Here is a 22,221-nt window from a genome sequence, read left to right as displayed (position 1 = left end):
GTTATTCAAAAAAACTTTTTTTGTCATATCATAAGAGAAGGACTATACGTGCTCCAAAATTTTCGTATTTCATAGCATTCATACATATTTCTTGTTATTTTATGGGACTGAGAAAACAAGGATGCGGGTATAGAACGGAGGTGAGGAGGGATTCTTAATGAAGAAAATAGCTGTAATAACTGGTGGAGGTTCTGGTATTGGGGAAGCCGCTGCAAAGCGATTTGCGAAAGAAGGTATGACAGTATGTTTGTTTGATGTAAAAGAAAGTCGTGCTGAAGAGGTGAAAAAAGAAATCATCTCGGATGGAGGAGAAGCTCTTGCATTTGAGGTCGATGTGTCGGATGAGGATCAAGTAACAAATGCGCTTAAAGAAATTAGTCAACAATTCGGTACCATCGATTGTCTGTTTAACAATGCTGGAATTAACGGCACATTAGAATCGATAGAAGAGATGAAGGTAGAGGATTGGGACAACACGATCCACACGAACTTAAGAAGCACATTTATTATGGTGAAACATATTGTTCCTTATATGAAGAAACAAGGTGGAAGTATTGTTATCACAAGTTCGATAAATGGAAATCGAACGTTCTCAAACTTCGGAATGTCTGCATACAGTACATCGAAAGCCGGTCAGGTTGCTTTTATGAAGATGGCGGCTCTTGAGTTAGCTCAGTACAACATAAGGGTGAACGCAATTTGCCCGGGTGCGATCGAAACGAATATTGAAGAAAATACGAATCCAAAAGATAGTATTCAAGAAATTGAAATTCCTGTTGAGTATCCAGAAGGGAGTCACCCGTTAAAAGAAAAAGCTGGTAGTCCTGAGCAAGTAGCTGATGTTGTTTACTTTCTAGTATCAGGTGCTTCAAGTCATGTGACTGGAACAGCGATGTTTGTCGATGGTGCAGAATCACTCCTATAGAGGAGTCTCTTAGTTGACGGAATGAGCATCGCTCGCTACGTTTAATAAGAGGTGATATACAGATGTTCAAGAAATTACACCATGTTGCGGTTATTTGCTCAGATTATGAGCGTTCGAAGGATTTTTATGTGAATGTGCTAGGTCTCTCCATAATACGAGAAACATATCGAGAAGAGCGTAAATCATACAAGCTTGATCTCTCCGTTGGTGAGCATTCTCAAATAGAATTGTTCTCATTCATCAATGCACCAGAACGTCCTAGCTACCCTGAAGCGAGAGGCCTTAGACATATAGCCTTTGAGGTGGACGACATAGATCAGTGCGTGCAAGAGTTAAGAAATAAAGGGATCGAAAGTATTGAAACCATTAGAGTGGACGAACTAACCGGAAAGCGATTCACGTTTTTTCAAGACCCTGATGGACTGCCTATTGAAATGTATGAAAATTAGAACAATTCAACAAAAACTGTTGATTACAAGTTGAACCTGTGGCATCATAAGATGGAAGCGTTTGCCTATGATAGAATATCGATATTGTTTGTGCAACATTGTGCAAACGATTTCGCAAACGGCAGTTATGCAAACGGTTTCACGATTTGATACTACTAAAAAGGGGGATAACGATGAAACGGCGTAATCGAAAAAAGCTTTCGCTGTCACTTGCAATCATTCTCGTGTTGCAATTATTGGCAGGGGCTATGCCTGGTGTTGAAGCGGCAGAGCTTTCGAGTCCTGTAATTAATAAGTCGAGCGCTACGTTTAACTATCAAGGAGACGGCAGTAAGTCTTCTGTAAAAGTTGCCGGTAACTTTACCAACTGGGAAGACGGCGCACTTGACATGACGAAAGGTGACGGAAATGTCTGGAGCCTTAAGGTTGATGATTTATCAGATGGTAAACATCAATATAAGTTTATCGTTGATGGTGAGTGGATAAAGGATCCTCTCAATCCTGATGGAGGAGATAACAGTGTATTCCAAATCGGTGAGGCGACTACAGAACGCACAGTTACCCTTGTTGGTGACCTTCAAACGGAGCTAGGCGCTGATGTTGACTGGAAGCCTGAAGCGACTGAAACCATCATGGAAGACAAAGGAAATGGATTCTATGAATTTACTGCTGAACTTCCTGCAGGTAAATATGAATATAAGATTGCGATTAACCAATCGTGGGGCGAAAGCTATGGAAAAGATGGTGGAAACATTCCTCTTGAGCTTTCTGAAGCTACTACAGTAACGTTTTATTATCACGATGGGACGCATGTTGTAGCTGATTCTACTACTTATAACAAAATTGCTGATGAAAAGCAGCCAAGATTAGTTGGGTCTATTCAGCCTGCAATCGATGCTGGAGATGAGTGGAGCCCTAGTACTTCTACTGCATTTTTCACAGATGATAATTTCGATAACGTCTACACATATACAGCTGATGTACCAAAAGGAAATTACGAATACAAAGTAGTTTTAGGAAACGACTGGGGTGAAGAGTACCCTGGTGGAAATGCTGCACTTAACGTTCTATCGGATGCAACGATCACGTTTCAATTTAATGCTGAAACGAAAGATGTGAGCACTGATTACAGTCCTGAAGGTTCTGATGGAGCGATTAACAAAGATCAACTCCTACATAACTCATGGGAAGAAGCTTACCGCGCTCCATTCGGGGCTGTGAAAGAAGGCGAAACGGTTACGCTCCGTCTCTCAGCTAAGAAAGATGATCTTACGAAAGTAGAGCTTTATCTTAAGAACCAAAACACTGGTACAAGTAAGCTCGTTTCAATGGAAAAAGCAGCGACTACTGATGGAATGGATTTCTTTGAAGCAGACGTGACGCCGGAAGATAAAGGGCTTTATGGGTACAAATTCATTGTTCGTGACGGTGCTGCAAAGGCCGAGTACGGAGAAGATACAAAGCAAGGGTCTAAAGGGAAAGCAGTCGATGGAAACGCAGAACTTTATCAACTGACTGTCTTTGATCCTGGGTTCCAGACACCTGACTGGATGAAGGAAGCGGTTGTGTATCAAATATTCCCTGACCGTTTTTACAACGGAAACGAGAATAACGATGATGCCAAAAAATATGCACGAGGACTTGAGCCAATTGAACAGAAGGAATGGGCAGAGCTTCCTGATAACCCAAGATTAGCTGACCGTTCTGGATACGAGGGCGATGGAATCTGGAGCAATGATTTCTTTGGTGGTGACGTAAAAGGAATCCATGAAAAGCTAGATTACATCGAGTCTCTTGGAGTAAACACGATTTACCTTAATCCAATTGCAGAGGCTGCATCGAATCATAAATACGATGCAACGGATTGGAAGACGATCGATCCATTATTCGGTACGCCAGAAGAGTTCGAAGCATTTACGAAAGAGCTTGAGAAGCGTGACATGCATCTGATCATGGATGGTGTGTTCAACCACGTCGGCGATGACTCGATCTATTTTGATCGTTATGGAAAATATGACGTTGTTGGTGCATATGAGTACTGGTCACTTATCTATGATTTGATGAACGATAAAGGACTTTCTGAAGAGGATGCGAAAACCGAAGCACGCAAGCAGCTTGAAAAAGAAGGCCAAACGTTTAATGATGAATATGGCTTTCACAACTGGTTTAATATCAAGAATGAAATCGTAAAGGATGAAAACGGCAACGAACGCTATGATTATCAAGCATGGTGGGGTTATGATTCTCTACCTGAAATCAAAAGTGTATCTGGTGATGCCGTTGATTACGCAAGCGAATTAAACAACAAGAAATTCTCAGATTACATTATGTATGACGAAGACTCTGCAGCGAAAAGCTGGATCACGAATGGTGCATCAGGCTGGCGCCTCGATGTTGCGAACGAAGTAGATATGGAATTTTGGCGTGAGTTCCGCGATGAGCTGAAATCAAAAGAAGTCGCGGGTGCAGGAGCAACGCTTAAAGAAGGGGAAGAACCTTTGATCCTGGGTGAAATTTGGGATGATGCTTCTAAATATTTTCTTGGTGATCAGTACGATTCGGTTATGAACTACCGTTTTGAAGGAGCAATTTTGGACTTCTTGAAAAATGGTAACGCGGCAAGTGCCGATGAGAAGCTAAGAGCTGTTCAAGAGGATTATCCGGATGAAGCATTCCGTGCGCTCATGAACTTGATGGGCTCTCATGATACCCCACGTGCCGTATATGTACTTGGTGGAGGAACAGATACGTACGAACGTGCTGAGTTTGATCCAAAGTATGACCATGAACTAGGTGTGAAACGATTGAAGCTTGCAGCAGTGCTGCAAATGGGTTACCCTGGTGCGCCAACCATCTACTATGGTGATGAAGCTGGTGTAACAGGATCTAAAGACCCTGACGATCGCCGCACATACCCATGGGGTGGAGAGAATGAATCGTTAGTAAAGCATTATCAAAACGCTGGTGATGTAAGAACAGCGAATGCCGATCTACTTGCGTACGGTGACCTGAAAACCCTGCATGCGGATGGTGACGTGTATGTTTATGCGCGTACGAATGCAGAGGGTGCTGCAGTAATCGCAGTGAACCGCGGCAACGATAAGCAAACAGTTGAACTAGATGTGAAAGGTCTTGTGAAGAACAATATCTCATTCACTGACGGACTTTCAAAAGAGTACAGTGCGACTGTGAAAAATGGAGTGCTAACTGTCTCCGTACCAGCAATGACTGGTCGTATGATGGTTGCTGATAGCGGACAGAATTTTGAGCTTCCAACAGCGGTGAGTGAGCTTAAGGTAACTGTTGGAGAAGGAAGTGCAGACCTTTCTTGGAAGGGAGATGCAGCACAGTACAAAGTCTATCGATCTACTCTACAAGGGGCGATGTACGAAGAAGTAACGCTTACTGACAAGACTTCGATTAAAGTCGATGGATTAACAAACGGTCAGTCATACTACTTTGCTGTAACGGCTGTTGATGCTGATGGGAATGAGTCGACCATCACTGAAACAAAGGATGCAGCCATTCCACATTATGAGTGGAAAGATGGAAGTTATGATATTACGAACGTAAACAGTGTGGACGATGCTGTTCTCGATTTATCACAAACATTTATGATTGAAGCTGGTGTGAAGATCGAAGGTGCTACAGAGTCAGGCCAAGCAGAAGGATTGATGGCAAAGCTTCAAATCAAGCAAGGTGGCGATTGGATTGATTCGAAAGCCACATATAAAGGGCAAGGTGGCGACGGTAACGGATACAACATGTTCAAGGGGACGTTCCAACCAATTGAAACTGGAACATATTCCTACCGCCTCGCATTTACAACAGATCGTGGTGAAACATGGAAAACCACGAATACTGAGGAAGTCACGTTAACTCAAAATCCAGAAGATAAAAAAGCGCCTGCAGACGCAGTAAACCTGGAGGAGCCGCTTAAAGAATCCGGTCAAGTCACATTGAACTGGAGTCTTGAGGGGGCAGACAACCCTTACCTCTTCGGAATTGAGAGAGACGGTAAAACGATTGAGTTGATTCAGGACGCTGAAAAAGTTAGCTACACAGATTTTGCTGTAGAAAATGGAAAAACGTACGAGTATAGAGTAGTGGCATACGACCAATCAGGAAACAAAACGGTGTCAAATGCGGTTTCAATCACACCGGATATTGTTATGGTCGATGTCACGTTCAAGGTGCATGCTCCAGACTACACGCCTCTAAGTGCGAAGGTTACGATGCCTGGAAGTCAGAACGGATGGAGCACGAGTGCGTGGGAAATGTCACGAAATGGTGCTGTATCACCTGATTGGGAGCTCACAAAAACGTTCCCTGAAGGAACTGTGCTAACGTACAAGTATGCAAAAGGTGAATCATGGGATCAAGAAGGACTAGCTGATCATACGCGTTCAGATAAAACGGATGATGACGTTAGTTACTATGGTTATGGTGCGATTGGAACTGATTTGAGCGTTACAGTGACAAATCAGGGTGGTAACAAAATGGTCGTTGAAGATGAGATCCTTCGTTGGATCGACATGCCGGTTGTTGTGAATTCACCAGAGAACGGGGCAGAGGTGGAAGGTGACACCGTCACGTTCAAAGGGAATGCGATCAAAGAAGGCGTTCTGACGATTAATGGTGAGAATGTCAACGTGAATGATGATATGACATTCAGTCATGAAGTGAAGCTTGATAATGGCGAAAATGAAATTCCAATTACAATCGAACCATCTGAAGAAAACAAAGCTGAGATTTTTAACAACGATGGTGGAGCAATTGCGAAGAATACAAAAGAATACACGTGGAAGGTAACAAAGGGTGGTGAGCCAGCGAAAGAGCCAGTTCGTTTATCTGGAAAAGACCGCTTCTCAACAGCTGTCGACATCTCGAAGAAAGGTTGGGAGAAAGCAGATACAGTTGTACTAGCTAATGGCAATAACTTTGCAGATGCGCTTGCAGGGGGACCTTACGCGTACAAGCTGGATGCGCCGATCTTATTAACTGGAGAAGATCGATTAACACCTGTTGTGAAAGAAGAAATTAAACGCCTTGGAGCTAAGAAGGTCATTATTCTTGGTGGAGAAGGCGCGGTATCGAGCTATGTTGCGTATGAACTACGTGGACTAAACGTAAAAGTTGATCGTATTAGCGGGAAAGATCGTTTTGAAACAGCTGCTAATATCTCAGCTCGAATGGGAGCTTCTGATAAGGCGGTCGTTGTAAACGGACTAGATTTCCCTGATGCGCTATCTGGAGCATCATATGCAGCTGAACAGGGCTATCCAATCTTATTCACGTTAAAAGACAAGGTACCATCATCAACGAAGAAAGCACTAGATTCAAAAGAAGCTTCGATTGTTGTTGGAGGATCTGGGGTAGTAGAAGAGAACGTTCTTACATCTCTACCAGATCCAAAGAGAGTATCTGGAAAAGATCGCTTCGGTACAGCAGCTGCAGTGGCAACTGAGTTGAATCCATCACAGCACGTCTTTATCGCGACTGGAATGGAATTTGCTGATGCACTATCGGGATCTGTACTAGCAGCGAAGAGTGATGCAGCAATGCTCCTCGTTCAACCTAACAAACTACCTGAATCGACTGCGAAAGCTATGAAGGAGCTGAAAGCAAACGAATTCACAATACTAGGCGGAACAGGTGCAGTAAGCGAAGAAGTCGTAAAAGAAATAGTAGAAAAGTAAATTGTTTAGAGAGGGGGTCAGGCACGTGCCTGACCCCCTTTAAAATATTTCCAAATATTTTAAAATTTAACTATTCCCAAATAATAGAAAGTGGTATACTACAACTATCAACCACGCAGTAATAGTAATTCCTCATCTTCCTCTCTTAAAGGAGCAATTCGAATGGCTCGAAAGAAACGAATTTGGTTTCCAGGGGCAAAGTACCACATTGTTTGCCGAGGGAACCGCAAGTCTTCATTGTTCAATGAGCAAGTAGATCGTCTTACGTATTTTAAGTTTCTAGAACAAGCTCGTACCGCTTTTCCGTTTCGCTTACACGCATACTGCCTCATGACTAACCATGTGCATCTCTCCATCGAAACCTTCGATTACCCACCCGGTGAAATCATGAAAGTCATCAACTCCAACTATGCCCGTTATTTCAATAAAAAATATGACTATGCAGGACACGTATTTCAAGGCCGCTACAATGCTGAGCTGCTTGATTCTATCTTGTATGAAGTACACCTAAGTAAATACATTCACCTTAATCCGGTCAATGCCCAGATGGTTCAAAAACCATCGGACTATGCCTGGAGCAGTTATGGTGCCTACATTTCATCCAAAACAGATCTGCACGTTAATCCCGAATACATACTAGCATTCTTTCAAGCACCTGCGAGGGAAGCCTATCAGCGTTATGTAGAACATAGCGATCCAACATACTTACCAGAACTCGTTAGCCACGTTCACTATTAAACCAAGGTTGATAACGATACTTAATGTCCAAGAGAGAGAAGAATTAGAGAAAAATTTAAAAAGAAAGAGAAGACAAGAATGGAGCATTGGATCTGGCTTTGTTCAATCCGTCATGTTGGTCCGGTTTCTCAGAAGAAACTTCTGACCGCATTTGGGACTCCTGAGCGAATCTATCAGGCTTCTTCTTCAGAGCTACAAGAAGTGAAAGGAATTTCCCAGCGGGTCCGAGACGCTGTTGTAGAAGCTCGGTCACTGGAGAAATGCAAGCGCATTCTTGAACGGGTTCAAAAAGAAGAGATCTGGCTTCTGCCCCGGGATGACCCGCTTTATCCGTCGTATGCAAGGGATTTACCTGAATCACCAGCGTTATTATATTATAAAGGTCTCATACGTCCACTTACTCCATCTGTCGCAATCGTCGGTTCGAGAAATTGTACAGTTGAAGGAAAAAGGGCTGCTGAAGAGCTTTCGTACTTTCTATCTAAGAGGAATATACCTGTGATCAGCGGGCTAGCGAAAGGAATCGATCGAGCTGCCCACGCTCTCTGCCTCGTAAATCGTGGTGTACCGATCGCCTTCATTGCAAGCGGAGTAGATTATTGTTATCCGAAAGAGCACCGCTCGCTCTACGAAGCAATTATTGAAAATGGAGCAGTGATATCCCAGTATGCACCTGGAACACCTCCGACTCCGAAGCAATTTATTCAGCGAAATGCGTTAATCAGTGCATGGTCGAGTCATGTAGTCGTCATTGAAGCTGGCGTGAAGAGTGGTGCACTGTCCACCGCCCACTTTGCACAAAAGCACAAAAGAAAATTATTCATGCTTCCTCGTAGTGATGCGCGGTCTGAACTGATACCAGGCAGTTCAATCGTGGATGGGTGTCACCCCTATCCAGGAGTTTCAGCCTTTGAAGCGGTGTTGAATCACTCTATGCATCACTACGATAAATAACATCTATACCCTATCGAGCTAAATTAAATAACTGATTCCCTTCAGTACTACGTTTATGTCTTCGTATTAATCCCTCAAGGATCTTCAAGCCCATCTCCCTATAAGAGCATGGTGGTCATAGACCATCAGGGTAGGATGAGAAAAAGAAGAAGATAAACCTTCCTCTAGACCACTGGATCGAGCCATCGAACCGGTGGTTTTTTTGTGCGGTGCAGAGGGACAGGATGGTGCCGGGATGGGGCCAGACCCCATCCCGGCACCATCCTGTCACCCACCACAAACAATTTACACGGAAATTACAGATTTTTCTTGAAGATTGTTGTATACTTCAAGTGGTGGAATTATTCGCCATAATCTGACTAAATCCGGGGGGATCCATGTTGAAAAGAAAGTCTTCGAGTCACACGATTAGCTTCTTGCTGATCTTTTCGATGGTTTTGAGCTTTTTTGCTGCTCCCGTTTCTCAGTATGCATCAGCTGCTGAAGAAACGTTTCAGAATGTTATTATTTCTGAATACATAGAGGGCGGGTCTTACAATAAAGCAATAGAGCTCTACAATGGTACAGGTAGTTCAGTAGATTTATCTGCTTATACGCTAGAAACCTATACGAATGGAGTAGCACCGCCTAAATATTCGTTAACATTGAATGGTACGCTTGCTGATGGAGAAGTTTATGTACTTTCTCACGACAATGCAAACCAAGCCATTCTTGATCAGGCAGATACTACAAATCAAACCGTAGTGAACTTTAACGGGAATGATCCAATCGTACTGAAAAAGAACGGCACGATAGTCGATTCTTTTGGACAAATCGGTAATGACGCTGATTTCGCTAAAGACGTTACCCTCGTTCGTAACGACTCCATTAAGTCAGGCGATACGGACCCGAACGATACATTCGATGCTTCTGCAGAATGGACATCCCACGCAAAAGACACAACAACGTACCTCGGTTCTCACCTTTCTAATGGTGGAACAGATCCAGAACCAGTAGAACTTTCTTCAATTGCTGATGCTCGTTCGAAAGCAGTCGGTTCAGCAGTGAAAGTAAAAGGAATCGCGACAGCTTCCTTTATTGCTGGAAGTAGTACAAACCTATATATTCAAGACGACACAGCTGGTATTATCGTTCGTGCTGAAGGAATCAAAGCAAACCCTGGTGATGAAATCACAGTAGAGGGTAATCTGAGTGATTTTAAAGGCATGGCACAGATCAGCACAACTTCTTCAAATATCACAATCACAACTCAAGACGCAGGCATACCACAACCACAAACCATTCAATCTACTAACCTAACATCCGATAACGGTGAGGCCGTTGAAGGTGAATACGTACAGCTTGAGAACGTTACTATTAAATCAGAAGCAGGCTATGGTGAATTTAATGCAACTGATTCTAGTGGCGAATTCAAAATCGATAACCCTAATGCAGATAACCTTGAAGTAGGGAAGACCTATGAGATTCTTCGTGGTGTCATCAACTATGACTACGGCGAATATAAGCTCGTTTTCAGAAGTGCATCAGACATTGTTGAGAACGCTTTCTCGGTTGTCGCTAACCCTGGAGCGGGCTCTGTAACAGAAGGAACGAAGGTTACGCTTGAAACGGCAACTGAAGGAGCGAACATTCACTATACGATGGATGGATCAACTCCGACAGATCAAAGCACAATGTATTCAACGCCGATCACTCTTACAAAAGATGCAACGATCAAAGCAATTGCATCGAAAGACGGTAGAACAAGCGAAGTAGCAACGTTCAGCTACACTGTACTGAAGCCGGCTGACAATGTGAAAATACACGACATTCAAGGTGCAGGACATGAGTCTCCATATAAAGGCAAACCTGTATCTAACGTTGAAGGAATCGTTACGGCAAAAGCTGGAGCTAATGGCTTCTACATGCAAAGTGAAACACCTGATGAGAGTCTAGCAACATCAGAAGGAATCTTTGTTTATAGCAAAGGTAATTCAGTTAAAGTCGGCGACAAAGTATCGGTTGACGGTAAGGTAGCTGAGTGGAGAGAAGATGGCTACGACGATGCAAAAGATCTGTTAACAACACAGATTTCAGCTTCTAACGTTACCGTTGTATCTTCTGATCAGAAAGTACCGGCTGCAACGGTGATTGGTATAGATCGCACGCCGCCAACTGAAACGATCGAAGATGACGGCATGACATCATTTGACCCTGAAACAGACGGACTAGACTTTTATGAAAGTCTAGAAGGAATGCTTATTGAAATTCCTGACGCGATAATTTCAGGTCCAAAGAAATACGATGAAGTACCAGTTTTCGTGAATACAAGCGACGATCAACTGCGTACACGTGCTGACGGGCTATTGATTTCACCAGAAGATTTCAACCCTGAACGCATGCTAATCGATGTTGATGGAATCGACGTTACTGTGAAAACAGGCGATCAATTCGATGGATCTATTCTCGGAAACGTTAGCTATGACTATAGCAATTTCAAAATTCGTCCAACAGGTACATTCCCATCCGTTGTTGACGGTGGAGTTGAAAGAGAAACCACTGAGATCGAGGTATCAGAAGAGAAGCTGACGGTTGCGACTTACAACATCGAGAACTTCCGTGCTCCTCAAAATGACAAAGCAGAAAAGATTGCAGAATCGATCGTTTCAAACATGAAGACACCAGACATCATCGGTCTTGTTGAAGTACAAGATAACAACGGTCCTACTGACGATGGTACAACAGATGCGAGTGAATCTTACAAAGCGCTTATCAAAGCGATCGAAAGCGCTGGTGGGCCAACGTACGAATTCGCAGAAGTGGCGCCACTTGATAAGACAGATGGCGGGCAGCCAGGAGGAAATATTCGTGTAGGATTCATCTATAATCCTGATCGCGTTGATTTTTCAGACAAGCCAGCTGGAGACGCTACGACTTCAGTCGGTGTCGACAAAGATGGACTAACTCATAACCCTGGTCGTATCGATCCTACTAACGAAGCGTTCGATGATTCTCGTAAAGCACTTGCTGGAGAATTTACATTCAACGGTGAAAAGGTAATCGTTATTGCAAACCACTTTAATTCAAAAGGTGGAGACGGCGGACTATTCGGTAGTGAGCACCCTGTCGTACTTGGAAGTGAAGTTCAGAGAATGAAGCAAGCAGCTGTCATCAACGACTTCGTTACCAGTGCAGTCGATACGATGGAAGATGCAAATGTGATTGTTTTGGGAGACTTGAACGACTTCGAATTCTCTGATCCAATCAATACGCTCGAAGGCGATGTACTCACAAACATGATGGAGAAACTTTCTCCTGAAGAGCGTTACACGTATATCTATCAAGGAAACTCTCAAGTTCTTGACCACATTCTTGTAACGAACAACCTAGCAAAACATACTGCGATCGACAGCATCAATATCAACTCAGACTTTAGTGAGGCTGATGGACGCGCGAGTGACCACGATCCGGTTTTGGCACAGATTCAATTTGGTAAAAAAGCTGACCGTACAAGTGGAAAAGATCGCTACAAAACAGCGATAGAAGTTTCAAAAGAAGGTTGGGAGCAATCTGACACTGTTGTAATTGCTCGTGGAGATACGTACCCTGATGCACTTGCAGGTGCGCCACTCGCATACAAATACGATGCTCCAATCCTATTGAACCCTGAGAACAAGCTGAACGCTGACGTTCGTGCTGAGCTTGACCGTCTATCTGCTAAGAAAGTCATTATTCTTGGAGGTAAAGGCGCGATCTCAAATTACGTAGAATACCAGATTGAAGGTCTTGGAATCAAAGCAGAACGTATTTCAGGAAAAGACCGCTTTGAAACAGCAGCTAACATTGCAGCACGTCTTGACGGTAATCCAGCAAAAGCGGTTATCGCGGATGGCTACAACTATCCAGATGCATTAGCTGTTGCATCTCACGCAGCTAAGCAAGGCTATCCAATCTTGCTAACTGGCAAAAAAGAATTACCTACTGCAACGAAAACAGCCCTTCGTTACATCGATGAAACGATCGTTGTTGGAGGAACGGGTGCGATTAGTGAAGACGTATTTAACGAGCTTCCAAATCCGAAGCGCTATAGCGGAAGTGATCGCTATTCGACAGCAGCTACTATTGCGACTGACCTCGTCGGAGAAACAAACAAAGCCTTCATTACAACAGGAAGCGAATTTGCGGATGCTTTGACAGGTTCTGTTCTTGCTGCAAAAGAAGATGCTGTAATGCTCCTCGTTCAAAAAGATAACGTACCGACTGCTACACAATCTGCGATCGATGAACTCGATATCAAGAATTTCCGTATTCTTGGTGGGACAGGTGCTGTAAGTGAAGACGTCATAAACCAATTAATTAACTAGTTATGAAGCAGGGGCACCTGCTGGCAGCAGTGCCCCGCCCAACTAGTAATCTATTACATCTAATAAAAGAAAAAGGAAGTGTCTGAACACATGAACATGAAGAAGCCATTTATTGCTGTATTATCATCTGCTGCCCTTGCTATGGGGATTGCAGCTGCTGCACCTGCAACACCATCTGAAGCTGCTACAGGGAATTTTGACTTAACAATCATGCACACGAATGACACACACGCACACTTAGAGAATGCTCCGAAGCGTCTTACTGCGATTAAAGACATTCGTGCAGAGCGTGAGAACTCAATCCTCGTTGATGGAGGAGATGTTTTTTCAGGCACACTTTTCTTCAATAAATACAAAGGCCTTGCTGATGTTCAGTTCATGAACATGATGGAATACGATGCGATGGTACCTGGTAACCATGAATTCGATGAAGGTCCAAAAACGTTTTCTGAGTTCGTGAAGAAGACTGAATTTCCGATCGTAAGCTCAAACATTGATTACAGTAACAATACAGATCTTAACCCTCTTTACAAAGACGAAGTTGGTACACCAGGAGATGGCGGCACGATCTATCCAGCTGTTGTTCTAGATGTGAACGGTGAGAAGGTCGGTGTATTCGGACTAACAACTGAAGCAACACCTGAACTTTCAGGACCTGGAGATACCCTCACATTTGAAGATCACCAAAAGCATGCTGCAGAAATGGTGAAAATGTTTGAAGGTCAAGGAATCAACAAAATCGTCGCTCTAACTCACCTTGGTAAAAACGCTGAAGTTGATCTTGCTGAAGCAGTCAAAGGGATCGACGTTATCGTTGGTGGACACAGCCATACGCAGCTTGATGAAGGAATCGTTGTAAATGAAGACACAGAACCAACAGTTGTTGTACAAGCATTCGAATACAGCAAATACCTTGGCGACCTTCAAGTAAGCTTCGATGCGAACGGGGTTCTTACAGACTGGAATGAAGACCTAGTACGCGTTGATTACAAAGGCACGATGGAGCCAGACCCTGAGGCTCAGAAGCTTTACGAAGAGCTGAAAAAGCCACTAGAAGAAATTGAAAAAGAAGTCGTTGGTCAAACAGATGTATTCCTTGATGGAGAGCGTGACACCGTTCGTTCTGGTGAAACAAACCTTGGTAACCTAATCACAGACGCAATGCTTTCAAAAGCACAAGAATTCACGAATGCTACGATCGCGATCCAAAACGGAGGCGGAATTCGTGCTTCAATCGACGAAGGACCAATCACGATGGGCGAAGTGCTAACAACGATGCCGTTCGGTAACAACCTTGTAACGCTTGATCTAACGGGTCAAGAGATCATCGATTCACTTGAGCATGGCGTGAGCGGTATCCAGGACGGAGAAGGACGTTTTCCTCAAGTATCTGGCATCATGTACTCATACGATGAAGAAGCAGAAGTAGGCAAGCGTATTCTTGATGTAAATGTAAAAACGGAAAAAGGCTACAAAGACATCGATCCTAAAGCAACATACACAGTTGCAACAAACTCTTTCATTGCAACTGGTGGAGATGGCTATACAGTGATGGGTAAAGCAGCTGAAGAAGGCAGAATGGAAGAACTCTTCTTCGTAGACTTCGAACTATTCAATGAGTACATCGACGGTAAAACGATTGAAATGGGCCAAGAAGCGAGAATCGTTGAAGAAGAAGCAACACGAATTTCTGGTGATGATCGTTATGAGACTGCTATAAAAGTTTCTCAAGCTGGCTGGAATAGTGCAGACACTGTCGTCCTAGCTCGTGGCGATGCGTTCCCTGACGCACTTGCTGGTGCACCACTTGCGTATGAGCTAGATGCTCCGATCTTGCTTACTGGTAAAGATTATCTAAATAAAATGGTAAAAGAAGAAATCAAGCGTCTTGGTGCAAAAGACGTAATCATTCTAGGTGGAACTGGCGCAGTAAGTGAATATGTAGAGTATCAAGTTGAAGGTCTAGGAATCGACGTTGAACGTATCTCAGGAAAAGATCGTTTCGACACAGCAGCAAATATTGCTGCTCGTCTAGGTGGCTCACCTGAGCAGGCAATTGTTGCAAACGGAATGAACTTCCCAGACGCGCTTTCCATCGCATCTTACGCGGCTCGTAACGGCTATCCGATCTTACTTTCTGAAGACGATAAGCTTCCTAACGTAACGAAACGTGCTCTTACGAACGTTGATATGTCGATCGTTGCTGGTGGAACTGGTGTGATCAGTGAAGAAGTAGAAGGGATGCTTCCAAAAGCAACGCGCTATGCTGGGAAAGACCGTTTCAGCACAGCTGCAACAATCGCGACTGATCTAAATCCTTCAGCTCGCGTATTCGTAGCAACTGGCATGGACTTTGCAGATGCGCTAGCAGGCTCTGTACTTGCAGCGAAGCAAAATGCATCGATCCTTCTCGTTCAACCGAACAAGCTTCCTAAAGCGACTGAACAAGCGATCGCTGATTTAGAAGCTTACGATTTCACAGTTACTGGTGGAACTGGTGCTGTAAGTGAAGACGTATTTAATAAGCTTTCAAAATAAAGAGATACTAAAGGAAGTGCCATTTTGGTACTTCCTTTTTTAAATATTTGTTGCAGGACTTTCGAATGATATGGCAAATAGTAGTAAAGGCGATGTTCTTTATAATGCATAACATAAAGAACAGCAATCAAAGGAGGGAAACAAGTGAAGCAAAACACTTTTAGAAAAACGCGATTATTGTTTATCCTGTCCCTTGTACTGATGCTATTTGCCCCGTCTTTTGCACACGCTGCCCAATCAAACAATGTTCATGATGAATGGAAGTATGTTGCCCTTGGTGACTCATTGGCAGCAGGAGTTCAACCTGATAATACACTTGGAGTTAGCTATGCTGATTACATAGCAGAAGATTTAGAGAATATTTATCAGTTAGAGTCATTCACAAAGAAGTTTGCCGTTCCTGGCTTTACTACTGATAACCTTCTGGAACAGTTAACGACGAACGTAGAAGCGCAACAAGCTGTCGCGAGTGCTGATCTGATTACGCTCACGATTGGAGCGAATGATTTTCTTAACGTTTTAAAAAATAGCCCTGAGGATCTTGAGGATAAAAAGAAAGTAGAAGAACTATTTGCAAAGGTTCTAAAGAATTATGGCCATATCATGGGGATCATACGTACCTTGAACCCTGATGCCAACGTATTTTTACAAGGCTATTACAATCCATTCTACGCTTACCCACCCGAAGAGCAAGCGGTCTTCACCGAACTAATGCAGTCATTAAATAAATTGATTCAAGGTGTTGCATTAGGGTCAGGTAGTGGGTTCGTACCTACGTATGATGCAATTGCAATGGATTACACGAAATATTTACCGAACCCTACAAATGTCCACCCGGGACCAGCTGGGTATAAGGTGATCGCAAATGAATTTTGGAAACAGATCAAGGTGACTGTTCCAGTTGAAGTCGATCGAATCTCAGGGAAGGACCGCTACGAAACAGCTGTTGCGATTTCTGAAATGGGATGGGATTCCGCTGATACGGTCATTATCGCAAGAGGGGACGATTTTCCAGATGCGCTTGCAGGAGCTCCACTAGCTTATAAGATGGATGCCCCGATTTTGCTAACTGGCAAGACGCTTCCTCAATCGGTAAAAGACGAGATTGCTAGATTACATGCTACTAAAGCTATTATTCTAGGAGGCGAAGGCGCTGTTTTACCTTACGTCTATAATGAGCTTAAAAGCTTAGGTCTTGACGTTGATCGTATAGGTGGAGCAGACCGTTTCGACACAGCTACAAACATCGCAGCCGTACTTGATGGCGATCCAGCGAAAGCTGTCGTCGCAAACGGAATGAATTTCCCAGATGCCCTTTCGATCGCATCTTTCGCAGCTGAGAACGGTTATCCAATTCTACTAACGAAGAAAAATGAATTACCAGAATCAACGAAAAAGGCATTAGGTGGATTTGAGTCTTCGATCGCAGTAGGAGGTACCGGAGTTATTACCGATAGTGTTTTGGGGAATCTTCCTGGCGGCGAACGTTATGGTGGAGAAAACCGTTACGCTACATCAGCAATGGTCGCGAGGATGCTTAATCCTGCTGATAAAGCGTTTATCGCAACAGGAGCAGATTTTGCAGATGCTCTAACGGGTTCTGTCCTCGCTGCGAAAACAGACAGTACATTTCTTCTTGTACCACCAACTAGCGTGAATGATTCGATTTCAGGTGCGGCTACTGAACTAGGAATCAGGCACTTTACCATACTAGGCGGTGAAGGCGCAGTAAATAGTAACGTAGAATCACTCCTCGAATCTATCAAATAATGAAGGAGCGGGGTCAGGTAGGGGACAGTCCCCCACCTGACCCCGCTTTCATGTTACACTAGAAAATGATGGAAAAAGGGGAAGGGGAGAACACTATGAAAAAGAATTTTATTCGTATTGTCATTGCGTTCCTTATTGTAAGTAGTTTTGGCAGCTTACAACTAGGGGACAAAAAGGTACAAGCAGCAGAGGACTATACATACTCAGAGATCAGTCAAATGCTAACTGAAGAAGCTATTAAAATGGATATTCCACCTGAGGTAGCGAAGGCGATTGCATTAATCGAAAGCGACTGGGACCAGCAAAAAGTTTCGGGTGCTCAGGCAATTGGGATTATGCAAGTACTTAAACCAGGTGCATCAGAAGCATATAAAACAAAATTAAAAGAAGATACTAGGTTCAACATTCAAGAAGGGTTAAAGATTCTTGATGAAAAATTTAAAGGCAAGGATGGAAAGTTACCTACTATTAATGACAATGACCGTGAATTGCTTGAAAGCTGGTATTTTGCGGTATTAGCTTATAGTGGTGCGTTTCAGGTTAATAGTCCGATTTATCTAAGTAAAAATTCTACTGAGCGCAATCTTGACGCTTACCAAGAAAAAGTGTATAAAGCGATGATGATATACAATTTAATTAGCTCAGATGAGAATTATAAGCCGATACCCTTCAAATTTGAATTAGATGATTTCAGGTACGAGGGTAAGTATTTAAGATTCGAAACATTTCATTATGAGCTTCCAGAGGAAGAACTCCATAGAACAGCTCAGAAATATGAAAATCAGGATATCGTAATAACAGCACCTGGGGCAGAATTCAGAACTGCTCCATACAAAAAAGCAAATAGTATAAAAACTGCTTCAGGCCGCGAACCTATTACTCTTATAAGTAATCAAATAACTGATGGGTCAAATGCAGGCCAACCAATGATTTACAAACACTTTGTGTGGTATAAAACTCAACTCGAAAATGGCAAAGAAGCATACATCGCTTCAGGAGATCTCATTCAACTCGGCCAACGCTTATCAGGTCCTGACCGCTACAAAACAGCAGCAGCTATTGCACAAGAAGGTTGGCCAAATGGGGCGGATACGGTTGTCATTGCCAGAGGTGGCGACTATCCAGATGCGCTTGCAGGAACACCTCTTGCATATCAACTAGATGCACCAATGCTTCTAACACAAGATAATAAACTAACAGAATCTACTAAAGCAGAGTTAGAACGTTTAAATCCTAATAAAGTTATCATTCTAGGTAGTGCAGGTGCAATAACAAACGATGTGAAAAGAGAAATAGAAGGTATGGGAATTGAAGTCGATCGTCACGGTGGAGCAGATCGTTTTGAAACAGCAGCGCTCATAGCGAATCAGCTTCCTAAAAGTAACACTGCGATTCTTGCATACGGAAAGAACTTCCCAGATGCCCTTTCAATCGCACCTTATGCCGCTAAGAATGGGTATCCTATTTACCTTGCACTAACGGATACACTTCCTGAAGCAACTGCAAAAGCAATAAAGAACTACGATAACGTAATCGTAGTAGGTAGTAACGGTGTTATTAGTGAAAAAGCGTTAACTGGTGTTTCGAATTACAAGCGATACGCTGGAAAAGATCGTTATGAAACGAACGCTGATATTCTAAAAAACCTTCCCCTTGGAAGTAAACAGGCTTATGTAGCAACAGGAAAAAGTTTCCCTGATGCACTTACTGGGGCAGTCCTAGCAGCAAAGAGTGACGCGCCATTAATTCTTTCTACACCAAAGTCTCTACAACCTGTAACTCAATCCTATCTTGAAAATTCATCTTTCCACCATTTTGGCCTACTAGGCGGTGACGATGTCATTAACGTTGAAAAAGATCTTACGCAAATTCTATTAAATAACTAGTTCGTCAAACAGAACGAGAGGTGTCGGTTTTCCACGGCACCTCTCGCTTTTTGTAAAAACAAAATAATGTCCTAAATTATGGTTTTGTGCTAATATTAAGGGTACTGAAAGCGATACATAGTTGAGGGGGAAACAGCTTGAAGATGAGTAGAGTGATAGTTTCAGTATTGTTTATTGCATTTTTGTTCTTTATATGGAACGAAAATACACTCGCAGCGCCTGCCAACGATGTATATCGAACGACAACTCAGCCGGATGGTACAACTTTTTTAGCAAGGTCAGTAGGTGACGAGTTCAAACACTGGTTCGAAACGAAAAATGAAAACGTCATTATACGAAATGAAGATGGTTTTTGGTACTACGCCAAAGTGGAGAAATCAAACGTCATCGCTACCTTATCTAAAGTTGGGATAGATAAGCTCCCCAATAACGCGGCCGTTAAGAAAGATATGATAAGCCTCCCTTCTCAAAACGAGTTTACTCCGCAAACGATGAGTCCAGCTATCAATAATAGTACTCTTCAATCTCTTATTGGCAACTCAACGCATGACCTCGTCGTTTTACTAGTTAACTTCCAAGATACAAGAATAGCTCACTCTGAAACCGAATGGGAAGATAAAATCTTTAACCGTTCTGGTAACTCTTTGAACAACTACTATGACGAAGTTTCTTCAGGGACATTTCAGTTCACACCTGCTGAAGAGTCGAGTGGGGTGAACAATGGGGTTGTATCAGTAACGTTAAATTATGATCACCCACGTCCGGTAGGTAAGTTAACAGAATATGACACATATCGAAAAATCGCTACAGATGCTTTAAAGGCATCCGATAGCATGGTTAATTATAAGAACTATGATAGAGACAATAATAAATATATAAGTTCGGATGAACTTCACATTGTAACGATTGTGGCAGGTGGAGAGGCAAGTTACGGTGACGGACATAGAGCAGTGTGGGGGCACAAGTGGGGGTTACTTTCTCCCCCAGAGTTAGACGGTGTTTTTGTAGGCTCGCTTTATGATGATGGGGGTTACACTCAGTTTGGTGAAAACCATGGTAGTCACATGGCTACTATCGGCATCATTGCTCATGAACTCGGTCATGACCTTGGTCTTCCAGATTTATATGATCGAGATCGTTCTTCACTTGGAATTGGTATTCACAGTTTGATGGCTTCAGGCTCATGGGCAGAGAAAACCGGAGAACATTCTGGTCAAACCCCGACACATCTAGATGCATGGTCAAAAGTTAAGCTCGGTTTTGCAGTACCTGAAGTGATTACGTCATCTAGCACCATCAACCTCAATTCAAACAAAGATGGTGGATACAATGTTATAAAAATTAACACTGATGATCCTTTACAATATTTCTTGGTTGAGAACCGTCAATATGCAGGGTACGACAAAGGATTAGAGAACGCCACTGTATCTGGTGGTGTAGCGATCTGGCATATTGATGAAAGTGTATCCTGGAAGCAAAACGATGATGAAGGCCACAAACATGTCGATCTTGAAGAAGCAAATGAAGGAGAGGGAGGCAGCGATCTCGATAACAGACGATGGTACTTAGATTTTAATCATTACTATCGTAAAGGCTTCAAGACAACACTTAACAATACAAGCAAACCGAATAGTAAATTGTACGATGGCTTAGCGACAGATGTTTCGATCGAAATAACGGATTATAGCCAGGATATAATGAAGGGGAAGGTTACTCTATATGAAGATATAGACAAGCCAGTATGGCAATCAACTGCAGGCGTCACTGCAGCCAATGTAACTTCAGATTCAGTGTCGTTATCTTGGTCAACAGCTTCAGATGCTTCTGGTATCGCAAACTATGAGGTTTATCATGGTAACACGTTGATGAAAACCGTCGCTGGTAATACGAAGAGTACGCAGATATCTGACTTGGATGCGAATAAGTCTTATACATTCACCGTTCAAGCCGTAGACACGAGAGGCAATCGTACGACAGGTGGCCTTTCTGTTACGGTAATAACGAAATTAGAAAGTGTTCTGAGAATCAAAGGGAAAGACCGATTCTCGACAGCCAATGAAATTAGTCAGCAAACATACAGAACAGCGAAAACAGTCATCATAGCAACTGGCTATGATTTTCCTGATGCGCTAGCTGGTGGTCCACTTGCAAGAAAGCTACAGGCACCTATTCTATTAGCAGGTAAAACAAGTTTGTCAGAAGACACAGTTAAGGAAATCAAGCGATTACAGGCTTCAGAGGCGATTATTCTAGGTGGGAAAGGCGCAGTTTCAGAATCAATAAGCGATCAAATGAAGCAACTAGGTCTTAAAGTAGATCGAATAAAAGGAAAAGACCGTTTTGAAACAGCTGTGAGAATTGCGGAGAAGCTGAAACCTTACGACCGTGCGATCATCGCGTACGGCATGAACTTTCCAGATGCGCTAGCCATCGCTCCATATGCAGCTCAACATGGTTATCCTATCCTTCTAACGAACACGAAGATCCTTCCGAACGTTACAAAAGGCGCTCTTTCTAACATTAAAAAGACGTACGTGATCGGTGGAAGTGGTGTCATCTCTGCAGATGTCACAAATCAACTTCCAGAACCAACCCGATACTCTGGGAAAAACCGCTTTGCAACAAACGCAGCGATCGTATCAAAATTGTATTCAGACTATGACACTGTTTATTATGCAAATGGGATGAACTTCCCGGATGCACTTACAGGTTCAGTTGTGGCAGCGCAGGATGCAGCTCCAAAGTTCCTTGTACTGAAAGATGAAATTCCTGCAGAAATTATGACGCTTATTAATGAAAGAAAAGCCAAATCCTATGTGATTTTAGGAGGTAGCGGTGCGATAAATGAGGATGTAGAAAAACTACTCTCTGAATAACCAAACAGCCACTGTTCGATTCAAGAACAGTGGCTTTTCTATG

The 22,221-nt window shown here is 43.1% G+C and carries 10 protein-coding genes; all 10 read left to right on the top strand.

Annotated features, from left to right (window positions below):
* Nucleotides 1-157 precede the first annotated feature (157 nt).
* The 10 genes from LCM09_RS07390 (at nt 158) to LCM09_RS07345 (ending at nt 22,178) form a co-directional block, all read left to right on the top strand.
* Entirely contained in the window at nt 158-925 is a 768-nt protein-coding gene (locus LCM09_RS07390; protein ID WP_224880210.1) for an SDR family oxidoreductase, read from the top strand.
* 62 nt (nt 926-987) lie between these two features.
* Nucleotides 988-1,374, top strand: coding sequence for an SMU1112c/YaeR family gloxylase I-like metalloprotein (gene gloA2, locus LCM09_RS07385; protein ID WP_224880209.1), 387 nt, complete (start codon nt 988-990; stop codon nt 1,372-1,374).
* 173 nt (nt 1,375-1,547) lie between these two features.
* Nucleotides 1,548-7,073: an alpha amylase N-terminal ig-like domain-containing protein gene (locus LCM09_RS07380; RefSeq protein ID WP_224880207.1), complete on the top strand. Its 5,526-nt coding sequence runs from the start codon at nt 1,548-1,550 to the stop codon at nt 7,071-7,073.
* Nucleotides 7,074-7,235: 162 nt separating this feature from the next.
* Nucleotides 7,236-7,811: a transposase gene (locus LCM09_RS07375; RefSeq protein ID WP_224880205.1), complete on the top strand. Its 576-nt coding sequence runs from the start codon at nt 7,236-7,238 to the stop codon at nt 7,809-7,811.
* Nucleotides 7,812-7,889: 78 nt separating this feature from the next.
* Entirely contained in the window at nt 7,890-8,765 is an 876-nt protein-coding gene (locus LCM09_RS07370) for a DNA-processing protein DprA (RefSeq protein WP_224880204.1), read from the top strand.
* A gap of 377 nt (nt 8,766-9,142) precedes the next feature.
* Nucleotides 9,143-13,108 carry a cell wall-binding repeat-containing protein gene (locus tag LCM09_RS07365; RefSeq protein ID WP_224880202.1) on the top strand — a complete coding sequence of 1,322 codons (3,966 nt, stop codon included), beginning with the start codon at nt 9,143-9,145 and terminating at the stop codon, nt 13,106-13,108.
* 96 nt (nt 13,109-13,204) lie between these two features.
* The gene (locus tag LCM09_RS07360) at nt 13,205-15,646 is read left to right on the top strand and encodes a cell wall-binding repeat-containing protein (protein ID WP_224880199.1); all 2,442 of its coding nucleotides are present in this window, start codon (nt 13,205-13,207) and stop codon (nt 15,644-15,646) included.
* A gap of 144 nt (nt 15,647-15,790) precedes the next feature.
* A complete protein-coding gene (locus LCM09_RS07355; protein WP_224880197.1) occupies nt 15,791-17,416 on the top strand; it encodes a cell wall-binding repeat-containing protein in 1,626 nt (541 codons plus the stop codon).
* Between the two features lie 95 nt (nt 17,417-17,511).
* A complete protein-coding gene (locus LCM09_RS07350; protein ID WP_224880195.1) occupies nt 17,512-19,302 on the top strand; it encodes a cell wall-binding repeat-containing protein in 1,791 nt (596 codons plus the stop codon).
* Between the two features lie 143 nt (nt 19,303-19,445).
* Nucleotides 19,446-22,178: a cell wall-binding repeat-containing protein gene (locus LCM09_RS07345; RefSeq protein WP_224880193.1), complete on the top strand. Its 2,733-nt coding sequence runs from the start codon at nt 19,446-19,448 to the stop codon at nt 22,176-22,178.
* Nucleotides 22,179-22,221: the final 43 nt, after the last annotated feature.

The sequence above is a fragment of the Guptibacillus algicola genome, assembly GCF_020171805.1.
GTDB classification, from domain to species: Bacteria; Bacillota; Bacilli; order Bacillales; family Guptibacillaceae; genus Guptibacillus; species Guptibacillus algicola.
The sequence above is the reverse complement of the archived record's forward strand: the minus strand, read 5'-3'. Positions and strand labels throughout refer to the sequence as shown.